A 17,155-nucleotide genomic window follows, 5' to 3' on the forward strand; every position below is an offset into this window, starting at 1 on the left:
GTCAGGTCCGCCAGGCCCTACGCTGATCGCGTGCGCATCGACTTCCACGGCTCGGCCGAGCCGACGCTGGGGGTGGAGTGGGAGTTCGCGCTGGTCGACCGTCGCACCCGCGACCTGCGCAACGAGGCCGCCCACCTCTTCGCCCGGGCCAAGCCGCGGATGCCCGAGCCGGGCAAGCTCCACAAGGAGCTGCTCAAGAACACCGTCGAGGTCGTGACCGGCGTGTGCGACACCGTCGGGGAGGCGATGGCCGACCTGCGCGACACGCTGCGGCACGTCGCGAGCGCGGCCGACGACCTCGACCTGGACCTGTACGGCGCCGCCACCCACCCCTTCGCGGACTGGACGGGTCAACAGCTGACCGAGGGCAACCGGTACGCCGAGCTGATCAACCGCACCCAGTGGTGGGGGCGCCAGATGCTGATCTGGGGCGTGCATGTGCATGTCGGGCTGCCGGAGCGGGAGCGGGTGATGCAGGTCCTCAACGGCCTGCTCACCTACGCGCCGCACCTCCAGGCGCTCTCGGCGTCCTCGCCGATCTGGATGGGCATCGACACCGGCTACGCCTCCAACCGGGCGCTGATGTTCCAGCAGCTGCCGACCGCGGGCCTGCCCTTCCAGTTCGAGCGCTGGGAGGAGTTCGAGCACTTCGCCCACGACCAGCTCACGACCGGCGTGATCGACGAGCTCAGCGAGATCCGCTGGGACCTGCGCCCGGCCATCAACCACGGCACGCTCGAGAACCGGATCTGCGACGGCGTCTCCACCCTGGCCGACATGCAGGGCCTGGTCGCGCTCATGCACTGCCTGGTGGTCTGGCTCGACGAGCGGGTCGCGGCGGGCGGGGCGCTGACCACGATGCCGCCGTGGCACGTGCAGGAGAACAAGTGGCGCGCCGCCAGGTACGGCGTCGACGCGATCGTGATCCTCGACGCCGCGTCCAACGAGCGTCTGGTCACCGACGACCTGGCCGAGCTGGTGCCGCGCCTGGAGCCGGTCGCCGCCCGGCTCGGGTGCGAGGCGGAGCTGGCGTCGGTGCTCGACATCGCGACCCGGGGGCCGTCGTACGTGCGGCAGCGGGCGGTCGCCGAGCGCACCGGCAACGACCTGGTCGCGGTCGTCGACTCGGTGGTGACCGAGCTGAAGGCCGGACTCTAGGACCCAGGGAACTCGATCCGGCAGTCCGAGCTGTCGCACGGCGGTGTCTCGGCCCACACGGTCGCGCGCTCGAAGCCGGTGCCGGTCGACTTCATCACCTGCACGCCGGTGAACTTGGCCTCCTGCGAGGCCTTGACCACGAACACGATGTCGCCGCGCCCGTCGCCGTCGACGTCGCTCAGCGTCGCGCCCTGGAGGCTGCGCTGGCCGATCGTGGAGGTGCCGGTGAAGCCCTCGACGGCGCGCGGGCGGCCGTCTGCCAGGTCGTAGACGGTGACCTCGAGCTCCTCGTGGTACGAGCTGGCCTGGACGGCGACCAGGCTGGTCGTGCCGTCGCCGATGACGTCGCCGACCAGATAGGCGTCGGCGAACAGGTCGTCCTCGACGACCGCGCCGACCTCGAAGTCGCGTCCGGTGGAGCTGAGCAGCGCATAGCCCCGCTTGCCGGAGTAGTAGCCGGAGTAGTCCTCGTCCTTGACCTTCTCCGCGGGCAGCCGGGTCCACAGGTCCGCCCTGCCGTCGTGGTCGAAGTCGCCGGCCCGGATCTCGGTCGAGTCGATCGTCGCGTTGGTCAGCGACGCCCAGCGCACCGGATCGGCGAAGCCGCCGGTCCCGTCGCCGAGTAGCACCTGCACCTCGACGCTGCGGTCGTTCGGGCCGACGAGGGCGAGGTCGGGGGTGTCGTCGCCGTCGAAGTCGCCGGCCTGGACCTGGATCCGGGTGAAGCTGTCGAGGGAGGACAGCGGCAGCCGGAAGGTCTGGTCGCCGGGGAACTCCTTGTCGGTCGAGGACAGGGTGAGCTGGTTGGCGTCGTCGACGAAGGACCAGCTGAGCTGCTCGTTGGTGCCGTCGTCGTCCCAGTCGAGGGAGAGCTGGTTCGGCTCCTTCGACTGCTCGACCGCGACCGCGCTGGTGGTGAACACGGTGCCATTGCTGCTCGCGGTGACCCGGTCCGTGCGGTCGTAGTCCGGGGAGAAGTAGAAGACCGCGTCGCCGTGTCCGTCGCCGTCGAGGTCGCCCTGGATCGCCGCGGGGTGCTCGCCCCCATCCCCGCCGCCGGCACTCGGGTCGTCCTCCCACGGACGCAGTGCGGCCAGGGTGCCGGCCGCACCGGCGAGCAGGACCAGCACGACACCCAGCGCGACCCACAGCCCGAGCCGACCGCGGCGCGGCGGCGGCATCGGGTCGTGGGGCGTGGTCGGGCCGCCGTACCCGGGCGAGGGGACCTGGCCGTAGCCGGCCGGCGGTGCCGCGGGCGCCGGCAGTGGCGCCGGCGTCGGTACGGCGGTCGGCGGGGTGGACGGGGCGGACGAGGCCGGCCGCGCCCGGGTCGACTCCTCGACCGGCGCGAACCGAGTCATCGGGCGCCGTTCGTCGGTCCACTCGGAGCCGTCCCAACGGCGCTCCATGCCGTCACCGTCCGGGTACCAGCCGGGAGGGGTGATGTTGCTCAAGGCCTGATCCCATCCGTTCGCGTGCAGCCGGGGCCCTCCTACCCCGCGCCGGAACGGGTCACGCCTCGCCGGCCACGCCGATTCGCTTGTGGCGGCCGTCACGACGCGCGAGGATCGGGGCCACCTGCGATGAAAGGGGCTGCTCCGTGGTCTCCGTTCCCGGCAACCGCTTGATCGACCCGACCTCCGCGGCGTTCCTGCTCGCGGAGAACCGCAACATGCCGATGCACGTCGGCGGGCTCCAGCTCTTCGAGCCGCCCGCGGGCGCGGGGCCGGACTACGTGCGGGAGATGTTCGAGTCCATGCGCGACACGGAGCGGATCGCGCCGCTGTTCCTCAAGCACCCGTACCGCTCGGTCAAGACGGGCGGCACCCTGGTCTGGCGCGACGACGAGCAGTTCGACGTCGAGCACCACGTGCGGCACAGTGCGCTGCCCCAGCCGGGCCGGGTGCGCGAGCTGCTGGAGCTGGTCGGCCGGCTGCACTCCACCCGGCTCGCCTGGGAGCGGCCTCTGTGGGAGACCCATGTGATCGAAGGCCTGGCCGACGGCCGGGTCGCGATGTACACCAAGCTGCACCACGCCCTCGTCGACGGCATCTCCGCGATGCGGCTGATGGCGAGCGTGCTCTCCTCCGATGCCGCGCGCCGCGGCATGCCCGCGCCCTTCGCCGAGGGCGCCGCCCGTCGCCGCGAGCCCGACACCCCGGCGGCCGCGCTCCAGACGGCGGCGCGCACCCTCGCCGACCTGCCCGGCGACACCGTGCGTACCGCGCTCTCGCTGAGCGCGGACGCCGCCGGCATGCCCCTCGCGCTGGTCAAGACGCTGCGCAAGGGCCTGCGCAACGAGACCTCCGCGGTGTCGCTGGCCGCGCCGCGCACGATCTTCAACCAGTCGATCACCGGGGCCCGCCGCTTCGCCGCCCAGGACTGGCCGGTGGAGCGGATCCGCGGCGTCGGCAAGGCCACCGGTACGACGATCAACGACGTCGTGCTCGCCATGTGCAGCGGCGCGATGCGGACCTACCTCGCCGAGCTCGACGCGCTGCCCGAGCAGTCCATGGTGTCGATGGTCCCGGTCGGCCTCAAGGGCCGTCCGGCCGGGACGCCGTCCGCCGACGGCGGCAACGCGATCGGCTCGGTGATGGTCCGCCTGGCCACCGACAAGGCCGACCCCGCCGAGCGGCTGCGCACCATTGCCGCGTCGATGAAGGACGGCAAGGAGGCGCTCTCCTCCATGACGCCCAACCAGATCGTCGCGATGAGCGCGATCGGGATGGCGCCCTCGATCGTCGTACCGATGCTCAGGATGCAGGGCATCGTGCGCCCGCCGTACAACCTGATCATCAGCAACGTGCCGGGCCCCCGGGTCCCCCACTACTGGAACGGCGCGCAGCTGGTCGGCAACTACCCGGTCTCCATCCCGATCAACGGCATGGCACTCAACATCACCTGCACGTCGTACGCCGGCAACATGGGCTTCGGACTCACCGGCTGCCGGCGTACCGTCCCCCACCTGCAGCGGCTGCTCACCTTCCTCGACGACGAGCTGGTCGCGCTGGAGCGGGCGGCCGGCGTCAGCTGAGCTCCACGAACCCACCGCCGACCCGCTCGGCGACCGCCCGCAGCCGGGCCCGGGTGACCGAGGAGACGGTCGAGTGGCCGGCGCGCTCGGCGTTGGAGCCGGGGCGGGTGGGCTCGGCGGAGTTCACCGACAGGCAGGTACGCCGGCCGCCGTCGGCCGCGTTGGCCAGCGCGACGGCGTGCCCGGTGGTGCCGCTGCCGGCGAAGTAGTCCAGCACCCGGGCGTCGTCGGGCATGGTGCCGATCACCCGCAGCAGCAGCCCGGTCGGCTTGGGCGACTCGAAGACGTGGCCGAGGAGGTCCTTGAGCTCGGCGACCGCGGTGTCGGTGGAGCCGACCTCCTCGGCCAGCCAGATGGTCGGCAGTTTCTTGCGCCGCCCGCCGACGGGATGGCGCCAGTCGCGCTGGTAGACGTCGACCCGCTCGCCCCGCGCCCCGCGCACGACCCGGCACTCCAGGTCGTCGGGCCGCTCGTCGATCCGGGGCCGGGACCAGCGCCACACGGCCGGCGTACCGTCCCCGAACACCGGCTTGATCTCCACCGCGCCCGGGAACGGATCGGTCGCGACCTGCCCGGTCGCGGGGTCGCCCCAGACCGCGAAGTGCAGGGTCGGTGTGGAGAGCGGGTTGAACCTCTTGTTGGTGTTGCGCAGCGGCAGGCGGCGGTAGCGGCGTCCGTCGGGAGCCTCCAGCGGGAAGTCCGACTCGACGACCGTGGCCGCCGAGGTCGCGTCGAGCACGCAGCGAGCGGCGTCCTTCGCATAGACGAGCAGGTACTCGTGCGAGGTCGCGAAACCCTTCCCCAGCTGGCGCCCCTTCGGGTTGAGGTTGACCACGACCTGCGCGAGGAAGTTCGCCTCGCCGTACACCTCGTCGAGGAGCAGCCGCAGGTGCGCGACCTCGTGGTCGTCGATGCTCACGAACAGCGCGCCGGTCTCGGCGAGCACCCGGCGCCCGGCCTCGAGCCGCGGCCGCAGGTAGGCCGCCCACGCGGCATGCCGACCCGCGGCGCCCGCGCCACGGACGCCCCTGAAGTCGTCGTGATAGGCGAAGTCGTTGCCGGTGTTGTAGGGCGGATCGAGATAGATCAGGTCGTACGACACGTCGGGCAGCGCGGCGAGGACGTCGAGGTTGTCGCCCTCGACGAAGCTGTTCCACGGTCCCGGCTCGTTGACCACGGCTTCATCGTGACAGGCTCAGGGTGTGGCGCGCCGTACCTTCTCCCGAGCCGAGCTCGAGTCCTATCGCGACGCGATGGTCCCCGACCTGCTCCCGAATGCGCCCGGCCAGGTGCTCAAGCTGCTGTTCGTGGGCATCAACCCGGGTCTGTGGACCGCGGCGACGCAGACCCACTTCGCGCATCCCGGCAACCGCTTCTACCCCGCCCTGCTGCTCGGCGGCGTGATCACCGAGCCGGTCGATCCGGCCGACGGGATGAGCGACGTCGAGCGGACCATGATGCGCGAGCGCGGCATCGGGATCAGCAATGTCGTCCACCGTGCCACCGCCAAGGCCTCTGAGCTGTCCGCCGAGGAGCTGCGCGACGGGGGCAGGCAGCTGACCGAGCTGGTCGCCCGCGAGCGGCCCCGGGTGGTCGCGATCGCCGGGATCACGGCGTACCGCACCGCCTTCGGGCTCCCCAAGGCCGTCCCCGGCCGCCAGCCCGAGACGCTCGACGACCTGTGGTCCGGGGCCGAGCTGTGGGTGGTGCCGAACCCGAGCGGCCTGAACGCCCACGAGACCGTCGCCTCGCTCGCCGCCGCCTACCGCGAGGTGGCGCTGGCGGCCGGCCTCATCTGACCGCGACGCCGACGACCATCGGCGTGATCCGGGCCGGCGGGCCCGGCATCCGGAGGCGCTCGACCTCGGTGACCTCGAACGCCGAGCCCTCCAGCAGGCCGAGGAAGTCGCGGTTGAGGCGGCAGCCGTCGGCGAGCCGTGACTGCAGCGGCGTGGCGACCTCGTGCAGCACCCGGAGCAGGCCGGTGCCGCGGACGTGCTCGTGGAACAGGAAGGTGCCACCCGGCCGGGTGACCCGGGCCAGCTCGGCCAGCGCGGCCTCGGGGCGGTCGAGCGAGCAGAACACCAGCGACGCGCTCACCGTGTCGAAGGAGTCGTCCGCGAACGGCAGCGCATAGGCGTCGCCGTCGACGATCTCCCAGGTCCGCGCCCGGATGTCGGCGGTACGACGCTGCAGCTGCCGGCGCAGCCCCGGGTTGGGCTCGACCATCACCAGCTCGGCCACGGCCGCCGGGTAGTGCGGCACCGAGAACCCGTTGCCGGTGCCGAGGTCGAGCACCCGGCCATGGGCCCGGGCGAGGTGCCGGCCCCGGATCTCGGCCTGGCCGGCGTCCTCGGCCCGCTGCATCAGGTCGGGATACCAGCGCGCGAAGCGCCGCTGGCGGCGGGTTCCGGGGGCGGCGGTCATGGCGGCGACCCTACCGACGGCACGGGTGTGAGCGATCCGACTCCGCGGCCGACGCGCGAACTGTCGGACCCCCGCTGCACGATCGCCTCAGCCGACCGCTCCAGCGGCCACCCTCCGATCAAGCCCACTGTCGGACAATCCGCCACTTGCCCGAGGACTTTAGATATGCCTAAACTTCCACGACCGATCGTCGTCAAGGGTGCGTGGCACACCATCGAGTACGCCATCCGGCAGGACGGCGCGCTTCCGGCGAAGGCGTTCCTTGACCAACTACGCGAGGGGATGTGGGCCGATGACCCCGAGGCCGACCAGCTGCCGCACGACGAGCAGCTGCAGGACTGGTCGAGGTTCATCGACCAGATGAGGTACCTCGCCAACCACGGCGAGCCTCAACGCACCGGCCACGTGAACTCCCTGGACGACGGCTTGTGGGAGTTCAAGGTCGCCAACAAGCGCCTGGTCTTCTACGACACCCCCGGAGATGGAACATTCCGGCCGAAGGGCAAGGTGCGGAACAGAGCTGACGCGCTGGAGCCCGACAGCGACATGTGGTGGTTCCCGGAACTTGACCATCATCTTCGACTGGCCAACTGCTGGCCGAAGACCGACCAGTTGGCCGACCCGCTCGACATCGAGGAAGGGCGGCGTATCAGAGAGGAGGACCTGCGCCATGACAGTTGACGGCACGACCGAGCTCGAGAGAGTCGAGGCAGATCCACGCGCTCGCAACGACCTGGCCGCAGTACGCCTGTCCTCCCTCATCGGCTCCCTGATGGAGAAGGTCCACGACGCGAGCGGCACACTGAAGAAGGACGTCGCGCAGGCGATGGGCGTCTCCCCGGGGCGCATCACGCAGATCCTGTCGGGCGACGGGAACGTCCGGATCGCCACCTTGGCCAGGTTCCTCGACGCCTGCGGCTACGAGCTCGAGCTGCTTGCGCGTCCCCGAGCCGGGAGCGGCCCCGTGATCGCTCTGCCGCGTGCCCCGCGGCGACGACGCGAGCCGGTCCGGACGACCGAGACGCCTGCCGCTGCCACAGGCGTCGAGTCCAGCCAGTCCTTCGTCTGGCGCCCGGCCGGCCCCGACGGAGGCCACGTCGTTGTCGACGCCGCAGAGGTATTCGCGGCTGACCTCTCGAGCTCGACTCGCTCGAACCGCCAGAGCTGGAGAGCGCGATGAGCGGCACCTCGTTCTTGGACGCCATCGCCCTGCGGTCGATCCACCTGCATGCATGCACCCACGCCCGTGGAGGTGGTTCTCCAGGTCAGGCTCCGGCGCTGGAGACCAGCGGCCAGGTCCAGGTGCTCGACCAGGCTCCAGAAGGTGTGGTGGCCTACCTCGTCACGCTCGAGTACACCGTGCGCAACGACGAGAACGAGGAGCCAATCGCATCAGGAGACGTCTCTTATGTGGCCACCTACGGCCTTGACGAGAGCGTCATCCTCACGCCGGAGCAGATCGAGACGTTCGGCCTCCAGGGCGCGCTCTACCAGGTGCATCCGTACCTGCGTGAACATCTCGCGACGATGTGCCAGCGAAGTGGGCTGGCCTCGTACCAGCTCCCGATGTTGGTCCACCAGGCCGTCGATCACGAGTAAAGCGGGCTCAGCCTGTCACCACCGGTTCCAGGCTGTCTCAGAGCGGCTCGATGCCGGTGATCCGCCACGTCCCGCCGGTCTTGGCGGCCCGCACCGAGAGCTGCGCCGCGGAGACCGCCGACTCCTTGTCGGTGACCCGCTGGGAGGCCTGGTCGAGGAACACCAGCAGGGTGGCGGAGTGTGCGGTGAGCTCCTTGACCGCGGCCACCTGCACCTGTGCGGTGAGCACGAGCTGCTGCCCGGGGGCCTTGTCCTCCAGCGCGGCGAAGAGCAGGTCGTACTGCCGGCGGGCCTTGCCGGCGAGCAGGTCGTCGGCAGCCTGCTGGGTCGGGGCCGGGTCGCTGAAGTCGTAGCTGAAGACCCGGACCAGGGCGGCCGCCACGGCCGACTGGACCTCGGTGGTCGCCGTGGCGTCGACGACGGCGTGGTTGCCGACGTGGTCGGTGCCGCGGGCCGCGTCGGCCTGCCAGAAGGCGATCACGGCCGCCATGAGGAGCAGCGCGGTCAGGCCCAGGGCCGCGTGCCGGCGTAGGACGCTCACTTGATCTCCACCGCCACCTGGTCGAGGCCCTCGAGGAGCCAGCGGTCGCCGACCTTGACCAGGTCGGCGGCGTACCGGTTGCGCTTCACACTGGGTGCGGCCGAGGGGTCGCCGTCGTCGCGGACGGTCACCTCGACCGAGGCGACCACAGTGGCGGTGCTGGCGGTGAGGTCGAGGACGGCCGCGTCGACGACCTTGCCGGTGGAGACCATCTGCTGGTCGGCCATCAGCTGCCGGGTCTCGGCGTCGGTGGCCGCGATCTGGTCCTTGAGGGTGCCGGTCGTGACGTCCTGCCACTTCTCCAGGCCGGCGTCGACGTCGTTGTGGTCGAGCGTGTTCATGGTCTCGATGTGACTGCGGGCGGTGATCAGCACCGTGTCGCGCAGCGCCGCGCGCTTCACCGCGGCCGCATCGTGGTCGCCGGCCCGCAGCCAGCTGGCCGCTCCGGCCACGAGCACGACCGCGGCCAGCACCAGCAGACCCAGCTCGATCGCGCGCGATCCGGCCCGGTCGCCGGATCGGTCGCCGGGCGGCCGGTCGGATGCGGGTGTGTGTGCCTGCTCCTGCGCAGGCCGGTCCTCGTCGCTGATGTCGAGCTCCTCCACGTCGTAGCCGAATCCTCCCATCACCGACCGCCTCCCAGCAGGTCGTCGAGATCCTCGACGAGATCGACGTCGGCCGGGCGCCGCGCGGGACCGTCGCCGGTTCCTCCGGCGACGGCCTGGGGACCACGGACGTTGCCCTCGCCGCGTGGTGCGGTGCAACCCGCCTTCTGATTGAGCGGCGGTCCCTGAGACGTGTCGGTGCCCCGGCGCAGCGCCGTGCCACCATAGCCAGCGGTGCAGGGCAGCGGGTTGAAGAAGGTCGGCACCATGCCGAGGTTGATGCCCCGCGCGCTGGTCGTCGCCCAGCCGATGCTGACCGCCTCCGGCAGCCGGATCAGCGAGTCCCGTACGCCGGCGGCGTTGGCCCCGAAGATGGTCGCGGTCGAGACCAGGTTGTCCATCAGGTTCGACAGCGGCTGCCCGACGTCGCGGATGAGCAGGCTCAGCTCCTTCGACGCGCCCGGCGTCGCTGCGATCAGGGTGCGCAGGTCGGTGTCGGAGTCGGCGAGGGCCTGGGCGAACAGGGCGAGGTCCTTGCTGTAGGAGCCGATCGCGGTGCTCGAGTCCTCCTGGGTGGCCAGCACCCGGTCGGCGTTGCGGATCAGCGAGGCGCTGACCAGGAAGTTGTCGTCGGCCGCCTCCTGGAAGTCCTTCGACGTCCTCAGCAGCCGGCCGAAGTCCTGGCTGATCCCCTGCGAGAGCAGGTATCCCTCGTCGATCGCGGTGTTCAGCGAGTCCGACGGCACCGACGCGATCAGGTCGCGACCGGCGCGCAGCACCTCGGACAGGTCCTGTGGCAGTGCGTCACGACCGCCGCTGAGGTGGTCACCGTCGGCCAGCAGGTCCTTCGACGTGGTGCCCTCCAGGTCGAGGTACTGCTCGCCGATCGAGGACCGGTTGCGCACCCGCGCCGTGGAGTCGGCCGGGATGTCGGGAGCGCCGGGCCTGATCTCGGCGGTCACCTCCACCCCGTCGTCGGTCGGCTCCAGCGCGGTCACCTTGCCGACCTGGACGCCGCGATAGGTGACCTCGGAGTGGACGAACAGGCCGCCGGCCTCGGGCAGCGACACGCTGACCCGGTAGCCGTCGGTGAACGGCGTGAAGCCGACGTACGACGCACCGAGGTAGCTGGTCCCGAGCAGTGCGACCAGCACGAACAGGCCGAGCTTGACGTGGACTCCGCGGGTGAGCTGCTGCACGTCACTCGCCTCCTTCGCTGGTGGCCGAGCCGCTGGGGGTGTCGTTGGACGAGCCGCTCGGGGACTCCGGGCCCGAGGGCGACCCGGAGGCCGACCCGGCAGTCGGCCCGGCAGTCGGCCCGGAGGCCGACCCCGAGGCCGATCCGGACGGCGATCCCGACGAGGTCGGTGCACTCGGCAGGATCGAGGGACCGGGCACGGTGGGCGTGCCGGTCGTCGGGCTCGCGCTGTCGGTGGACGGCAGCATGGTCGGCGGCGCTTCCCCGGGGAGGGAGAGGTTGCGGGAGCGCGCCGCCGACCCGCCACCTGCCGTGGGTTGGGGCCACTGGCAGCCAACCGCCGCACACCCCGCAGGAAGGGTGCGGAAGTTGGTGGTCATGAAGACGTTGAGGTAGTCGCCGCGGATCGCGTCGAGCACCGAGTCGGGGAACGGATAGGTCAGCAGGATCTCGAGGGAGTTCGGCAGGTCCGCGCCGGCCTTCGCGAGCTCGGCGAGGATCGGGTCGAGGGCGCGCAGGTCGCGGACCATGTCCTTCTGCGAGGCGTCGAGGGTGCGCACCGTGACCTTCGAGAGCCGGTCGAGCGACTGCAGCATCTTGGTCAGCTGGGGTCGCTGCTCGACGAGCACCTTCATGCCCGGGGACAGCTCGTCGAGCACCTTCACGATCTGCTCGCGATCGCCGTCGAGCGTGGTCGAGAGCCGGTCCAGGCCGTCGATCGCGCCGGTGATGGCGTCCTTGCGCTGGTCGAGGACGCCGACGAACCGGTTGAGCTGGTCGAGGAAGTTGCGGATCTCGTCGGTCTGGCCGTCGCCGACCTGCTGCAGCTCGCGGGAGATCTCCTGGAACTGTCCGATCCCGCCGCCGTTGAGGACCAGCGACAGCGCGCCGAGGACCTGCTCGGCGGTGGCCGCGGCGTCGGTGTCGGCGGTGGTGAGCAGCGCATGGTCGGCCAGGTGCCCGGGCGCCGGGGTGTTCTCGCCGCCGCCCTCGGGGCGCACCAGGGCGACGTACTTCTCCCCCAGCAGCGAGGTCTGCTGCAGCCGGGCGGTCGTCGCCGCGGGGAGGTCGACGTCGCGGCGGACCTCCATGGTGACCGTGGCGGTACGGCCGTCGTCACCGAGGTCGATGTCGGTGACTCGCCCGACGGCCACGTTGTCGACCTTGACGCTGGACTGGGGCACCAGGTCGAGGACGTCGTCGAACTCGGCGGTCACCGTGATCGGGTCCTTGCCGAGGTCGGCGCCACCGGGCAGCGGGGCGTTGTAGACACCGCCGCTGAGGACGCCGCACCCGGACAGGCCGAGGCCGAGGCCGAGGACCGCGACCAGCGCGGCCGTCGTACGACGAAGCGGGACGCGCATCTCACTCGCCCCCGTCCAGGCCGGGCAGCAGCAGCGGCGGGGCGTCGCCGGAGGTGCGCGCAGACTTGCCGTCGTCGCTCCACACGGTCAGCTCGTTGAGATCGCCGCGGCCCTGGAGGGTGCCGGAGCCAGGGTCGTAGCTGTTGAGGAAGTTCTGCAGCGCGAGCGGGATGGTGCGCACCGCCTCGGCCAGCGACTTCCTCTGGTTGACCAGCACCTGGGTCGGTCCGCGCAGTCCGTCGACGCTGCGCTTGAGCGCGCCGCGGTTCTCCTTGACGAAGTCCTCGAGCAGCGCGAGCGCCTTGCCGAGCTCGGTGATCGACGAGGAGAGGTTCTCGCGGTCCTCGGCGAGGTACTGGGACACGACGGCGAGCTGCTGGTTGGCGCCGGCGACGCCCTGGTCGTGGTCGAGCAGGGTCTTGTTGAGCGTGTCGAGGTGGGTGATCGTGGCGAAGAAGTCGTCGTCGACGCCGGAGACGGTCGCCGAGGCCTTCGAGAAGTCGCGCAGCATGGTGTTGATGGAGGCCCCCTGCCCGTCGAGGTTCTCGGCGATCGTGTCGAGGAAGTCCGAGAGCGCGCCGTTGCGGTTGGCGCCGTTGGGACCGAGCGCCTCGCCCATGTCGGCGAGACTCTTGTACATCTCGTCGATCTCGACCGGGACCGCCGTCTTGGTGATCCGCGCGCCGTCCTCGAGCGCCGGGCCGCGTACCCACGGCTCGGTGAGCTGGACGTAGCGGTCGCTGACCAGGGTCGGCGCGACGACCACGGCACCGGTGCCGGGCGCGGCCTTGCGGCCCTCGTCGAGGCGCATCGTCACCCGGACCCCGCCGCCCACGGGCTTGACCTTCGTGACGGTGCCGACCGGGACGCCGAGCACCTGGACGTCGGAGCCCGGGTACAGGCCGACCGCGGAGTCGAAGTCGGCGATCAGCTCGGTGCCGGGTCGCAGCATCCGCGCCCCGACCACGGTCGCGGCGACGAGGAGCACCAGACCGACGGCCACGGCTGTCCAACGCAGCGCCGTCCAGCGCAGAGACCGGGACTTCATGAGCCACCTCCGGGTCGGCAGTCGCGGACCACGTCGTTGTCGAGCACGGGTGCGCCGTCGGCGTCGAACAGCCCACAGATGTAGGAGTCGACCCAGCGCCCGTTGCCCATCGCGGCGGTCAGCATCCGGTAGTAGGGACCGAGCACCCCGACGGCGTCGCTGAGGTGCTGCTGGTTGCGGCGCAGCATCGCGGCGACCTTGTCGAGCTTGTCGAGCGCGGGCTTGAGCTGCACCTGGTTGTCGCGTACGACGCCCGCGAGCTCCCGTCCGAGCCGGGTCGTGGCCTGGAGCAGCTTGCGGATGGACTCGCGGCGGTTGGCCAGCTCGGTGAGCAGCAGGTCGCCGTCGTCGACCAGCTTGCCGATCTCGTCGTTGCGTGCGGCCAGGGTGTCGGTGACGCTCGAGGTGGAGCGGAACAGCCGCGTCAGCTCCTCGTCGCGGCTGGAGATCGTGTGGGAGAGCCGGGTCAGCCCGTCGACCATGCCGCGCACCGACTCCGGAGTGTCGGCGAAGACGTCGGCGAGGGTGGCCATGCTGTGCTCGAGCTGGGCGGTGTCGATCTCCCCGATCGTGGAGGACAGGTCGGAGAAGGCCGCGTTGACGTCGTACGGCGTCGTGGTGTGCTCGAGCGGGATCGGCTCGTCGAGCTCGTCGGTGCCGGCGGGCGAGACGGCGAGGTACTTCTGGCCGAGCAGCGTCTTGATCTTGATCGCCGCCGACGACTCGCTGCCGATCTCGACCCCCTTGACCCGGAAGCCGACCAGCACCTTGTCACCGGCGAGGTCGACCTTGGTGACCTTGCCGACCTTCACGCCGGCCACCCGGACCTCGTCACCGGCGCGCAGCCCGGCCGCCTCGGCGAGATAGGCCTGGTGCTGGGTGCCACCGCCGACGACCGGCAGGTCCTCGGCGTTGAAGGTGGCGTAGCAGGTGGCGATCAGGGTCACCAGGCCGATCACGGCGATCAGCACCCGGTTGCGCTCGGCGAAGGCGGTCGGGAACCGCCGCTTCGTGCGCGTCATCAGCGGCACCTCCCCGCGACCGGCTGCACGCCGAGGTCGCCGTAGTAGCCCTCGGGCAGGGGGATCCGGCCCTTGATCGAGCAGATGTAGAAGTTGACCCAGGAGCCGTAGCTGGCCAGCCTCGCGACCCGCTCGAGCTTGGTCGGCAGGGTCGAGAGCGCCTTGTCGATGACGTCCTCGTTGTTGGCCAGCACCCCCGAGAGGTCGCCGAGCGCCTTGATGGAGCGCTTGAGCGGCGCCCGGCCCTCCTCCAGGAGCCCCGCCACGCTGTCGGACAGGTCCGCCATCCCGTCGATGGTCGAGCCGATCGTCGTGCGGTCGGCGGCCAGGCCGCTGACCAGCTGCTGGAGGGTGACCAGCGTGGTGTCGAGCTGCCCGGAGCGCTCCTCGACGACGCCGAGCACCGAGGACAGGTTGGTGATCAGCTGCCCGATCACCTCGTCCCTGTCGGCGAGCGTCGAGGTCAGGCTGGCGGTGCTCTTCAGCAGTCCTTCGACCGTCGGTCCCTCGCCCTGGAAGACCGCGATCACCTGGGCGCTGAGGTTGTTGACGTCCTCGGGGTCGAGCAGCCGGAACAGCGGCTGGAAGCCGTTGAACAGCACGGTCAGGTCGAGCGCGGGCTGCGTCGCGTCGAGCCCGAACACGTGGCCCGGTGCGAGCCTGCTGCCGGCCACGTCGCCCGGCTCGAGGGCGACGTAGCGCTGGCCGACGAGGTTGCGGAAGCGCAGCAGGGCGCGGGCGCCGCGCCCGAGCGGCGCGTTGTCGGCGACGGTGAAGGAGACCCGCGCGGAGTGGTCGTCGACGACCTCGACGCCGGTGACGGTGCCGACCTTCACGCCGGCCATCCGCACGTCGTCGCCCTTGTTGAGGCTGGTGGCGTCGCTGAAGATCGCGACGTACTCGTTGCTGGGGCCGGACGTGCCGTTGCGGATCGTGCCGGCCAGGGCGAGCGTTGCCAGGACGGTGACGACGGCGAAGATCAGCGACTTGGTCAAGGTGAGCGCCAGCGCGCCGCGGGAGCTGCTCACTGGACCTCCACCTCCGCACCGCGCAGCAGCGGCCCGACCAGCAGGCTGCTCCACGTCGGGTACTCCGCCGGGCTGACCCCGGCCTCCGCAGCCATCAGCTCCGCGATCAGCCGGTTCTCGGCCGGCGAGTTCGCCTCGCCCAGGCCGGCGGCGTCGGCGAAGACGCGCTGGATGCGGTCGCTCGGCGGCGGCCCGATCCGCTCGGGCGTCCCCCGCGAGGCGACCGGCTTCACGCTGCCGTCCTGGTAGGGGCAGCGGGGCGTGCCCTTCTCGAGGTAGGTCGGGTCGTCCTTGCCGAGCTGGTAGCGCCCGCGGTCGGCCGTCACGTTGAGCACGACGTGGACGCCGGGCTCGTCGGTGCCCTTGCCGAGGGTCTTGTCCATGACCGGGATGAAGTCGCGCAGCGCCTTGAACAGGCACGGGAACTGCACGGCGTACGGCGCCACCGCCTCCAGCGCCTTGCGGCTCTGCTTCGACAGTGTGATGACGGTGGCCGAGTTCTTGACCATCCAGCCGTTGGTGTCGTCGGCCGCGACGATGACGCCGGCGAACAGCTTGGTCATCGCGGAGCGCTCCGCGACGAGGGTGCGCGAGGTCGTGGTCATGCTGTCGAGCGCGTCGAGGAGGTCGGGCGCCGCGTCGGCGTAGGTCTCGGCGACCCGGCCGAAGGCGGCGAGGTCGTCGGCCATCTGCGGCGTCAGCGGGTTGAGCTTCTCGAGGTAGTCGCCCCACGCCACGACCGTGTCGCCGATCTCGCCGCCCTGTCCGCGCAGCATCAGCGCGAACTCTCCCAGCGTCGCGGACAGCTTGTCGGGCTGGATCGCCTGCAGCACCGGCAGCAACTGGTCGAACAGCTCCTCCAGCTCCACCGCCGACGACGACGCGTCCTGGTGGATGGTGTCGCCCGGCTCCAGCGTGGCGCCGCCGGAGCGGGGCCGGACCAGGGCGACGTACCGCTCGCCGAAGAGGGTCTTCGGCAGCAGCCGCGCGGTCGTGCCGGTCGGCAGGTCGTCGAGCACGTCGGGCTGCAGCGCGAGGGTGAGCGTCGCACCGCCCGTGCGGGGCTCGATGTCGGTGACCTTGCCGACCGGCACCCCGTTGAGCTTCACGTCCGATCCCTTCTGCAGTGCGCTGCCGACCGTCCCCGTGGTCAGCCGGATGACGCTGCGGTCGACGAAGACCTGGTTGTAGGCCAGCCAGGTGCCCGCCCCCAGAGCGAGCACCAGGACGCCGTACCCCACGCCGAGCAGGAGATCGCGAGCCCGGCCCCACACCGGGCTCATCCGGCGATCCTGACCGTCGTGGTGGTTCCCCACATCGCCATCGACAGCGCGAGGTCGAGGACCGCGACCACCACGAGGGTGCGGCGCACCGAGCGCCCCACGGCCACGCCCACACCCGCCGGCCCGCCCCGAGCGAAGAAGCCGAGGCGACAGTGGATGAGGATGACCAGCACCGCGAAGACAAGCACCTTGCCGAAGCTGAGCAGGATGTCGATCGGCGGCAAGAAGAGCTGGAAGTAGTGGTCGTAGGTGCCCCCGGACTGACCACGCAGCTGCACCGTGACCAGCCGGCTGCCGGCGTACGACGTCAGCAGGCCGATCACGTAGAGCGGGATGATCGCGATGAACCCCGCCACCACCCGGGTGGAGACCAGGAAGGGCACCGCGTCGAGCCCGATCACCTTGACCGCGTCGATCTCCTCACTGATCCGCATCGCGCCGAGTTGGGCGGTGAAGCCCGCGCCGACCGTGGCGGACATGGCGAGCGCGGCGACCAGGGGCGCGATCTCGCGGGTGTTGAAGTAGGCCGAGATGAAGCCGTTGAGGGTGCTGGTGCCGATCTGGTCCAGGGCGGCGTACCCCTGCAGGCCGACGACCGTGCCGACGAACAGGCTCATCCCGGTCATCACGCCGACGGTGCCGCCGATGACGGCGAGCGCGCCGGTGCCGAACGAGACCTCCGAGAGCACCCGCCACACCTCCTTCGGGTAGAGCCGCAGCGCCGCGGGGATGCCGGCGAGCACCCGGCCGTAGAACCGGATGTCCTTGCCGGTCTGCGCCACCCGGTCGAGGCGGCGGTCCCACCACGGGCGCCTGGCCACGGCCGGTCGAGTAGCGGTCGCCAT

General features: G+C 71.1%; 18 protein-coding genes. 6 read left to right on the forward strand and 12 right to left on the reverse strand.

Annotation, left to right across the window (positions count from 1 at the left end):
* The first annotated feature begins 30 nt into the window (after window positions 1–30).
* Window positions 31–1,158 (forward strand): glutamate--cysteine ligase, encoded by a 1,128-nt coding sequence (locus ACUP6Y_RS18340; RefSeq protein ID WP_462552284.1) that lies wholly within the window; start codon window positions 31–33, stop codon window positions 1,156–1,158.
* Here ACUP6Y_RS18340 and ACUP6Y_RS18345 read toward each other — a convergent pair.
* On the reverse strand, window positions 1,155–2,612 hold the full coding sequence (locus ACUP6Y_RS18345) for an FG-GAP-like repeat-containing protein (RefSeq protein ID WP_462552285.1): 1,458 nt from the start codon (window positions 2,610–2,612) through the stop codon (window positions 1,155–1,157). The two genes, ACUP6Y_RS18340 and ACUP6Y_RS18345, sit on opposite strands and share 4 nt — an antisense overlap.
* A gap of 146 nt (window positions 2,613–2,758) precedes the next feature.
* Here ACUP6Y_RS18345 and ACUP6Y_RS18350 point away from each other — a divergent pair, with 146 nt between their 5' ends.
* Window positions 2,759–4,195, forward strand: a complete 1,437-nt coding sequence (locus ACUP6Y_RS18350; RefSeq protein WP_462552286.1) for a WS/DGAT/MGAT family O-acyltransferase — start codon at window positions 2,759–2,761, stop codon at window positions 4,193–4,195.
* On the opposite strand, the gene ACUP6Y_RS18355 is transcribed toward ACUP6Y_RS18350, so the two are convergent.
* Window positions 4,188–5,372, reverse strand: a complete 1,185-nt coding sequence (locus tag ACUP6Y_RS18355) for a site-specific DNA-methyltransferase (protein ID WP_462552287.1) — start codon at window positions 5,370–5,372, stop codon at window positions 4,188–4,190. The two genes, ACUP6Y_RS18350 and ACUP6Y_RS18355, sit on opposite strands and share 8 nt — an antisense overlap.
* Before the next feature lie 25 nt (window positions 5,373–5,397).
* On the opposite strand from ACUP6Y_RS18355, the gene ACUP6Y_RS18360 reads away from it, so the two are divergent.
* Window positions 5,398–5,994, forward strand: coding sequence for a mismatch-specific DNA-glycosylase (locus tag ACUP6Y_RS18360; RefSeq protein ID WP_462552288.1), 597 nt, complete (start codon window positions 5,398–5,400; stop codon window positions 5,992–5,994).
* On the opposite strand, the gene ACUP6Y_RS18365 is transcribed toward ACUP6Y_RS18360, so the two are convergent.
* Window positions 5,987–6,622, reverse strand: coding sequence for a class I SAM-dependent methyltransferase (locus ACUP6Y_RS18365; protein ID WP_462552290.1), 636 nt, complete (start codon window positions 6,620–6,622; stop codon window positions 5,987–5,989). The genes ACUP6Y_RS18360 and ACUP6Y_RS18365 overlap by 8 nt on opposite strands.
* A 27-nt stretch (window positions 6,623–6,649) precedes the next feature.
* On the opposite strand from ACUP6Y_RS18365, the gene ACUP6Y_RS18370 reads away from it, so the two are divergent.
* Genes ACUP6Y_RS18370 through ACUP6Y_RS18380 form a run of 3 tightly spaced genes read left to right on the forward strand, consistent with a single transcriptional unit; the run spans window position 6,650 to window position 8,221 of the window.
* Window positions 6,650–7,303: a hypothetical protein gene (locus tag ACUP6Y_RS18370; RefSeq protein ID WP_462552291.1), complete on the forward strand. Its 654-nt coding sequence runs from the start codon at window positions 6,650–6,652 to the stop codon at window positions 7,301–7,303.
* Complete coding sequence (locus ACUP6Y_RS18375) at window positions 7,293–7,802, forward strand: helix-turn-helix domain-containing protein (protein ID WP_462552292.1); 510 nt, start codon at window positions 7,293–7,295, stop codon at window positions 7,800–7,802. The genes ACUP6Y_RS18370 and ACUP6Y_RS18375 overlap by 11 nt, the downstream gene beginning before the upstream one ends.
* Window positions 7,799–8,221: a hypothetical protein gene (locus ACUP6Y_RS18380; RefSeq protein ID WP_462552293.1), complete on the forward strand. Its 423-nt coding sequence runs from the start codon at window positions 7,799–7,801 to the stop codon at window positions 8,219–8,221. Before ACUP6Y_RS18375 ends, ACUP6Y_RS18380 begins: the two co-directional genes overlap by 4 nt.
* Before the next feature lie 37 nt (window positions 8,222–8,258).
* On the opposite strand, the gene ACUP6Y_RS18385 is transcribed toward ACUP6Y_RS18380, so the two are convergent.
* From ACUP6Y_RS18385 to ACUP6Y_RS18425, 9 genes are read right to left on the reverse strand one after another with little or no spacing between them, the layout of a single operon-like run.
* Window positions 8,259–8,762, reverse strand: coding sequence for a hypothetical protein (locus tag ACUP6Y_RS18385; protein WP_462552294.1), 504 nt, complete (start codon window positions 8,760–8,762; stop codon window positions 8,259–8,261).
* Window positions 8,759–9,391 (reverse strand): hypothetical protein, encoded by a 633-nt coding sequence (locus ACUP6Y_RS18390; protein WP_462552295.1) that lies wholly within the window; start codon window positions 9,389–9,391, stop codon window positions 8,759–8,761. The genes ACUP6Y_RS18385 and ACUP6Y_RS18390 overlap by 4 nt, the downstream gene beginning before the upstream one ends.
* Window positions 9,388–10,566: an MlaD family protein gene (locus ACUP6Y_RS18395; protein ID WP_462552296.1), complete on the reverse strand. Its 1,179-nt coding sequence runs from the start codon at window positions 10,564–10,566 to the stop codon at window positions 9,388–9,390. Before ACUP6Y_RS18395 ends, ACUP6Y_RS18390 begins: the two co-directional genes overlap by 4 nt.
* Window position 10,567: 1 nt before the next feature.
* The gene (locus tag ACUP6Y_RS18400; RefSeq protein WP_462552297.1) at window positions 10,568–11,929 is read right to left on the reverse strand and encodes an MCE family protein; all 1,362 of its coding nucleotides are present in this window, start codon (window positions 11,927–11,929) and stop codon (window positions 10,568–10,570) included.
* Window position 11,930: 1 nt separating this feature from the next.
* On the reverse strand, window positions 11,931–12,977 hold the full coding sequence (locus ACUP6Y_RS18405) for an MCE family protein (RefSeq protein WP_462552298.1): 1,047 nt from the start codon (window positions 12,975–12,977) through the stop codon (window positions 11,931–11,933).
* Complete coding sequence (locus tag ACUP6Y_RS18410; RefSeq protein ID WP_462552299.1) at window positions 12,974–13,999, reverse strand: MCE family protein; 1,026 nt, start codon at window positions 13,997–13,999, stop codon at window positions 12,974–12,976. Before ACUP6Y_RS18410 ends, ACUP6Y_RS18405 begins: the two co-directional genes overlap by 4 nt.
* Window positions 13,999–15,027 (reverse strand): MCE family protein, encoded by a 1,029-nt coding sequence (locus tag ACUP6Y_RS18415; protein ID WP_462552300.1) that lies wholly within the window; start codon window positions 15,025–15,027, stop codon window positions 13,999–14,001. The genes ACUP6Y_RS18410 and ACUP6Y_RS18415 overlap by 1 nt, the downstream gene beginning before the upstream one ends.
* Window positions 15,024–16,310, reverse strand: coding sequence for an MCE family protein (locus ACUP6Y_RS18420; RefSeq protein WP_462552301.1), 1,287 nt, complete (start codon window positions 16,308–16,310; stop codon window positions 15,024–15,026). The genes ACUP6Y_RS18415 and ACUP6Y_RS18420 overlap by 4 nt, the downstream gene beginning before the upstream one ends.
* Window positions 16,307–17,155, reverse strand: a complete 849-nt coding sequence (locus ACUP6Y_RS18425) for an MlaE family ABC transporter permease (protein WP_462552302.1) — start codon at window positions 17,153–17,155, stop codon at window positions 16,307–16,309. The genes ACUP6Y_RS18420 and ACUP6Y_RS18425 overlap by 4 nt, the downstream gene beginning before the upstream one ends.

It is taken from the genome of Nocardioides sp. S5-5, assembly GCF_054954065.1.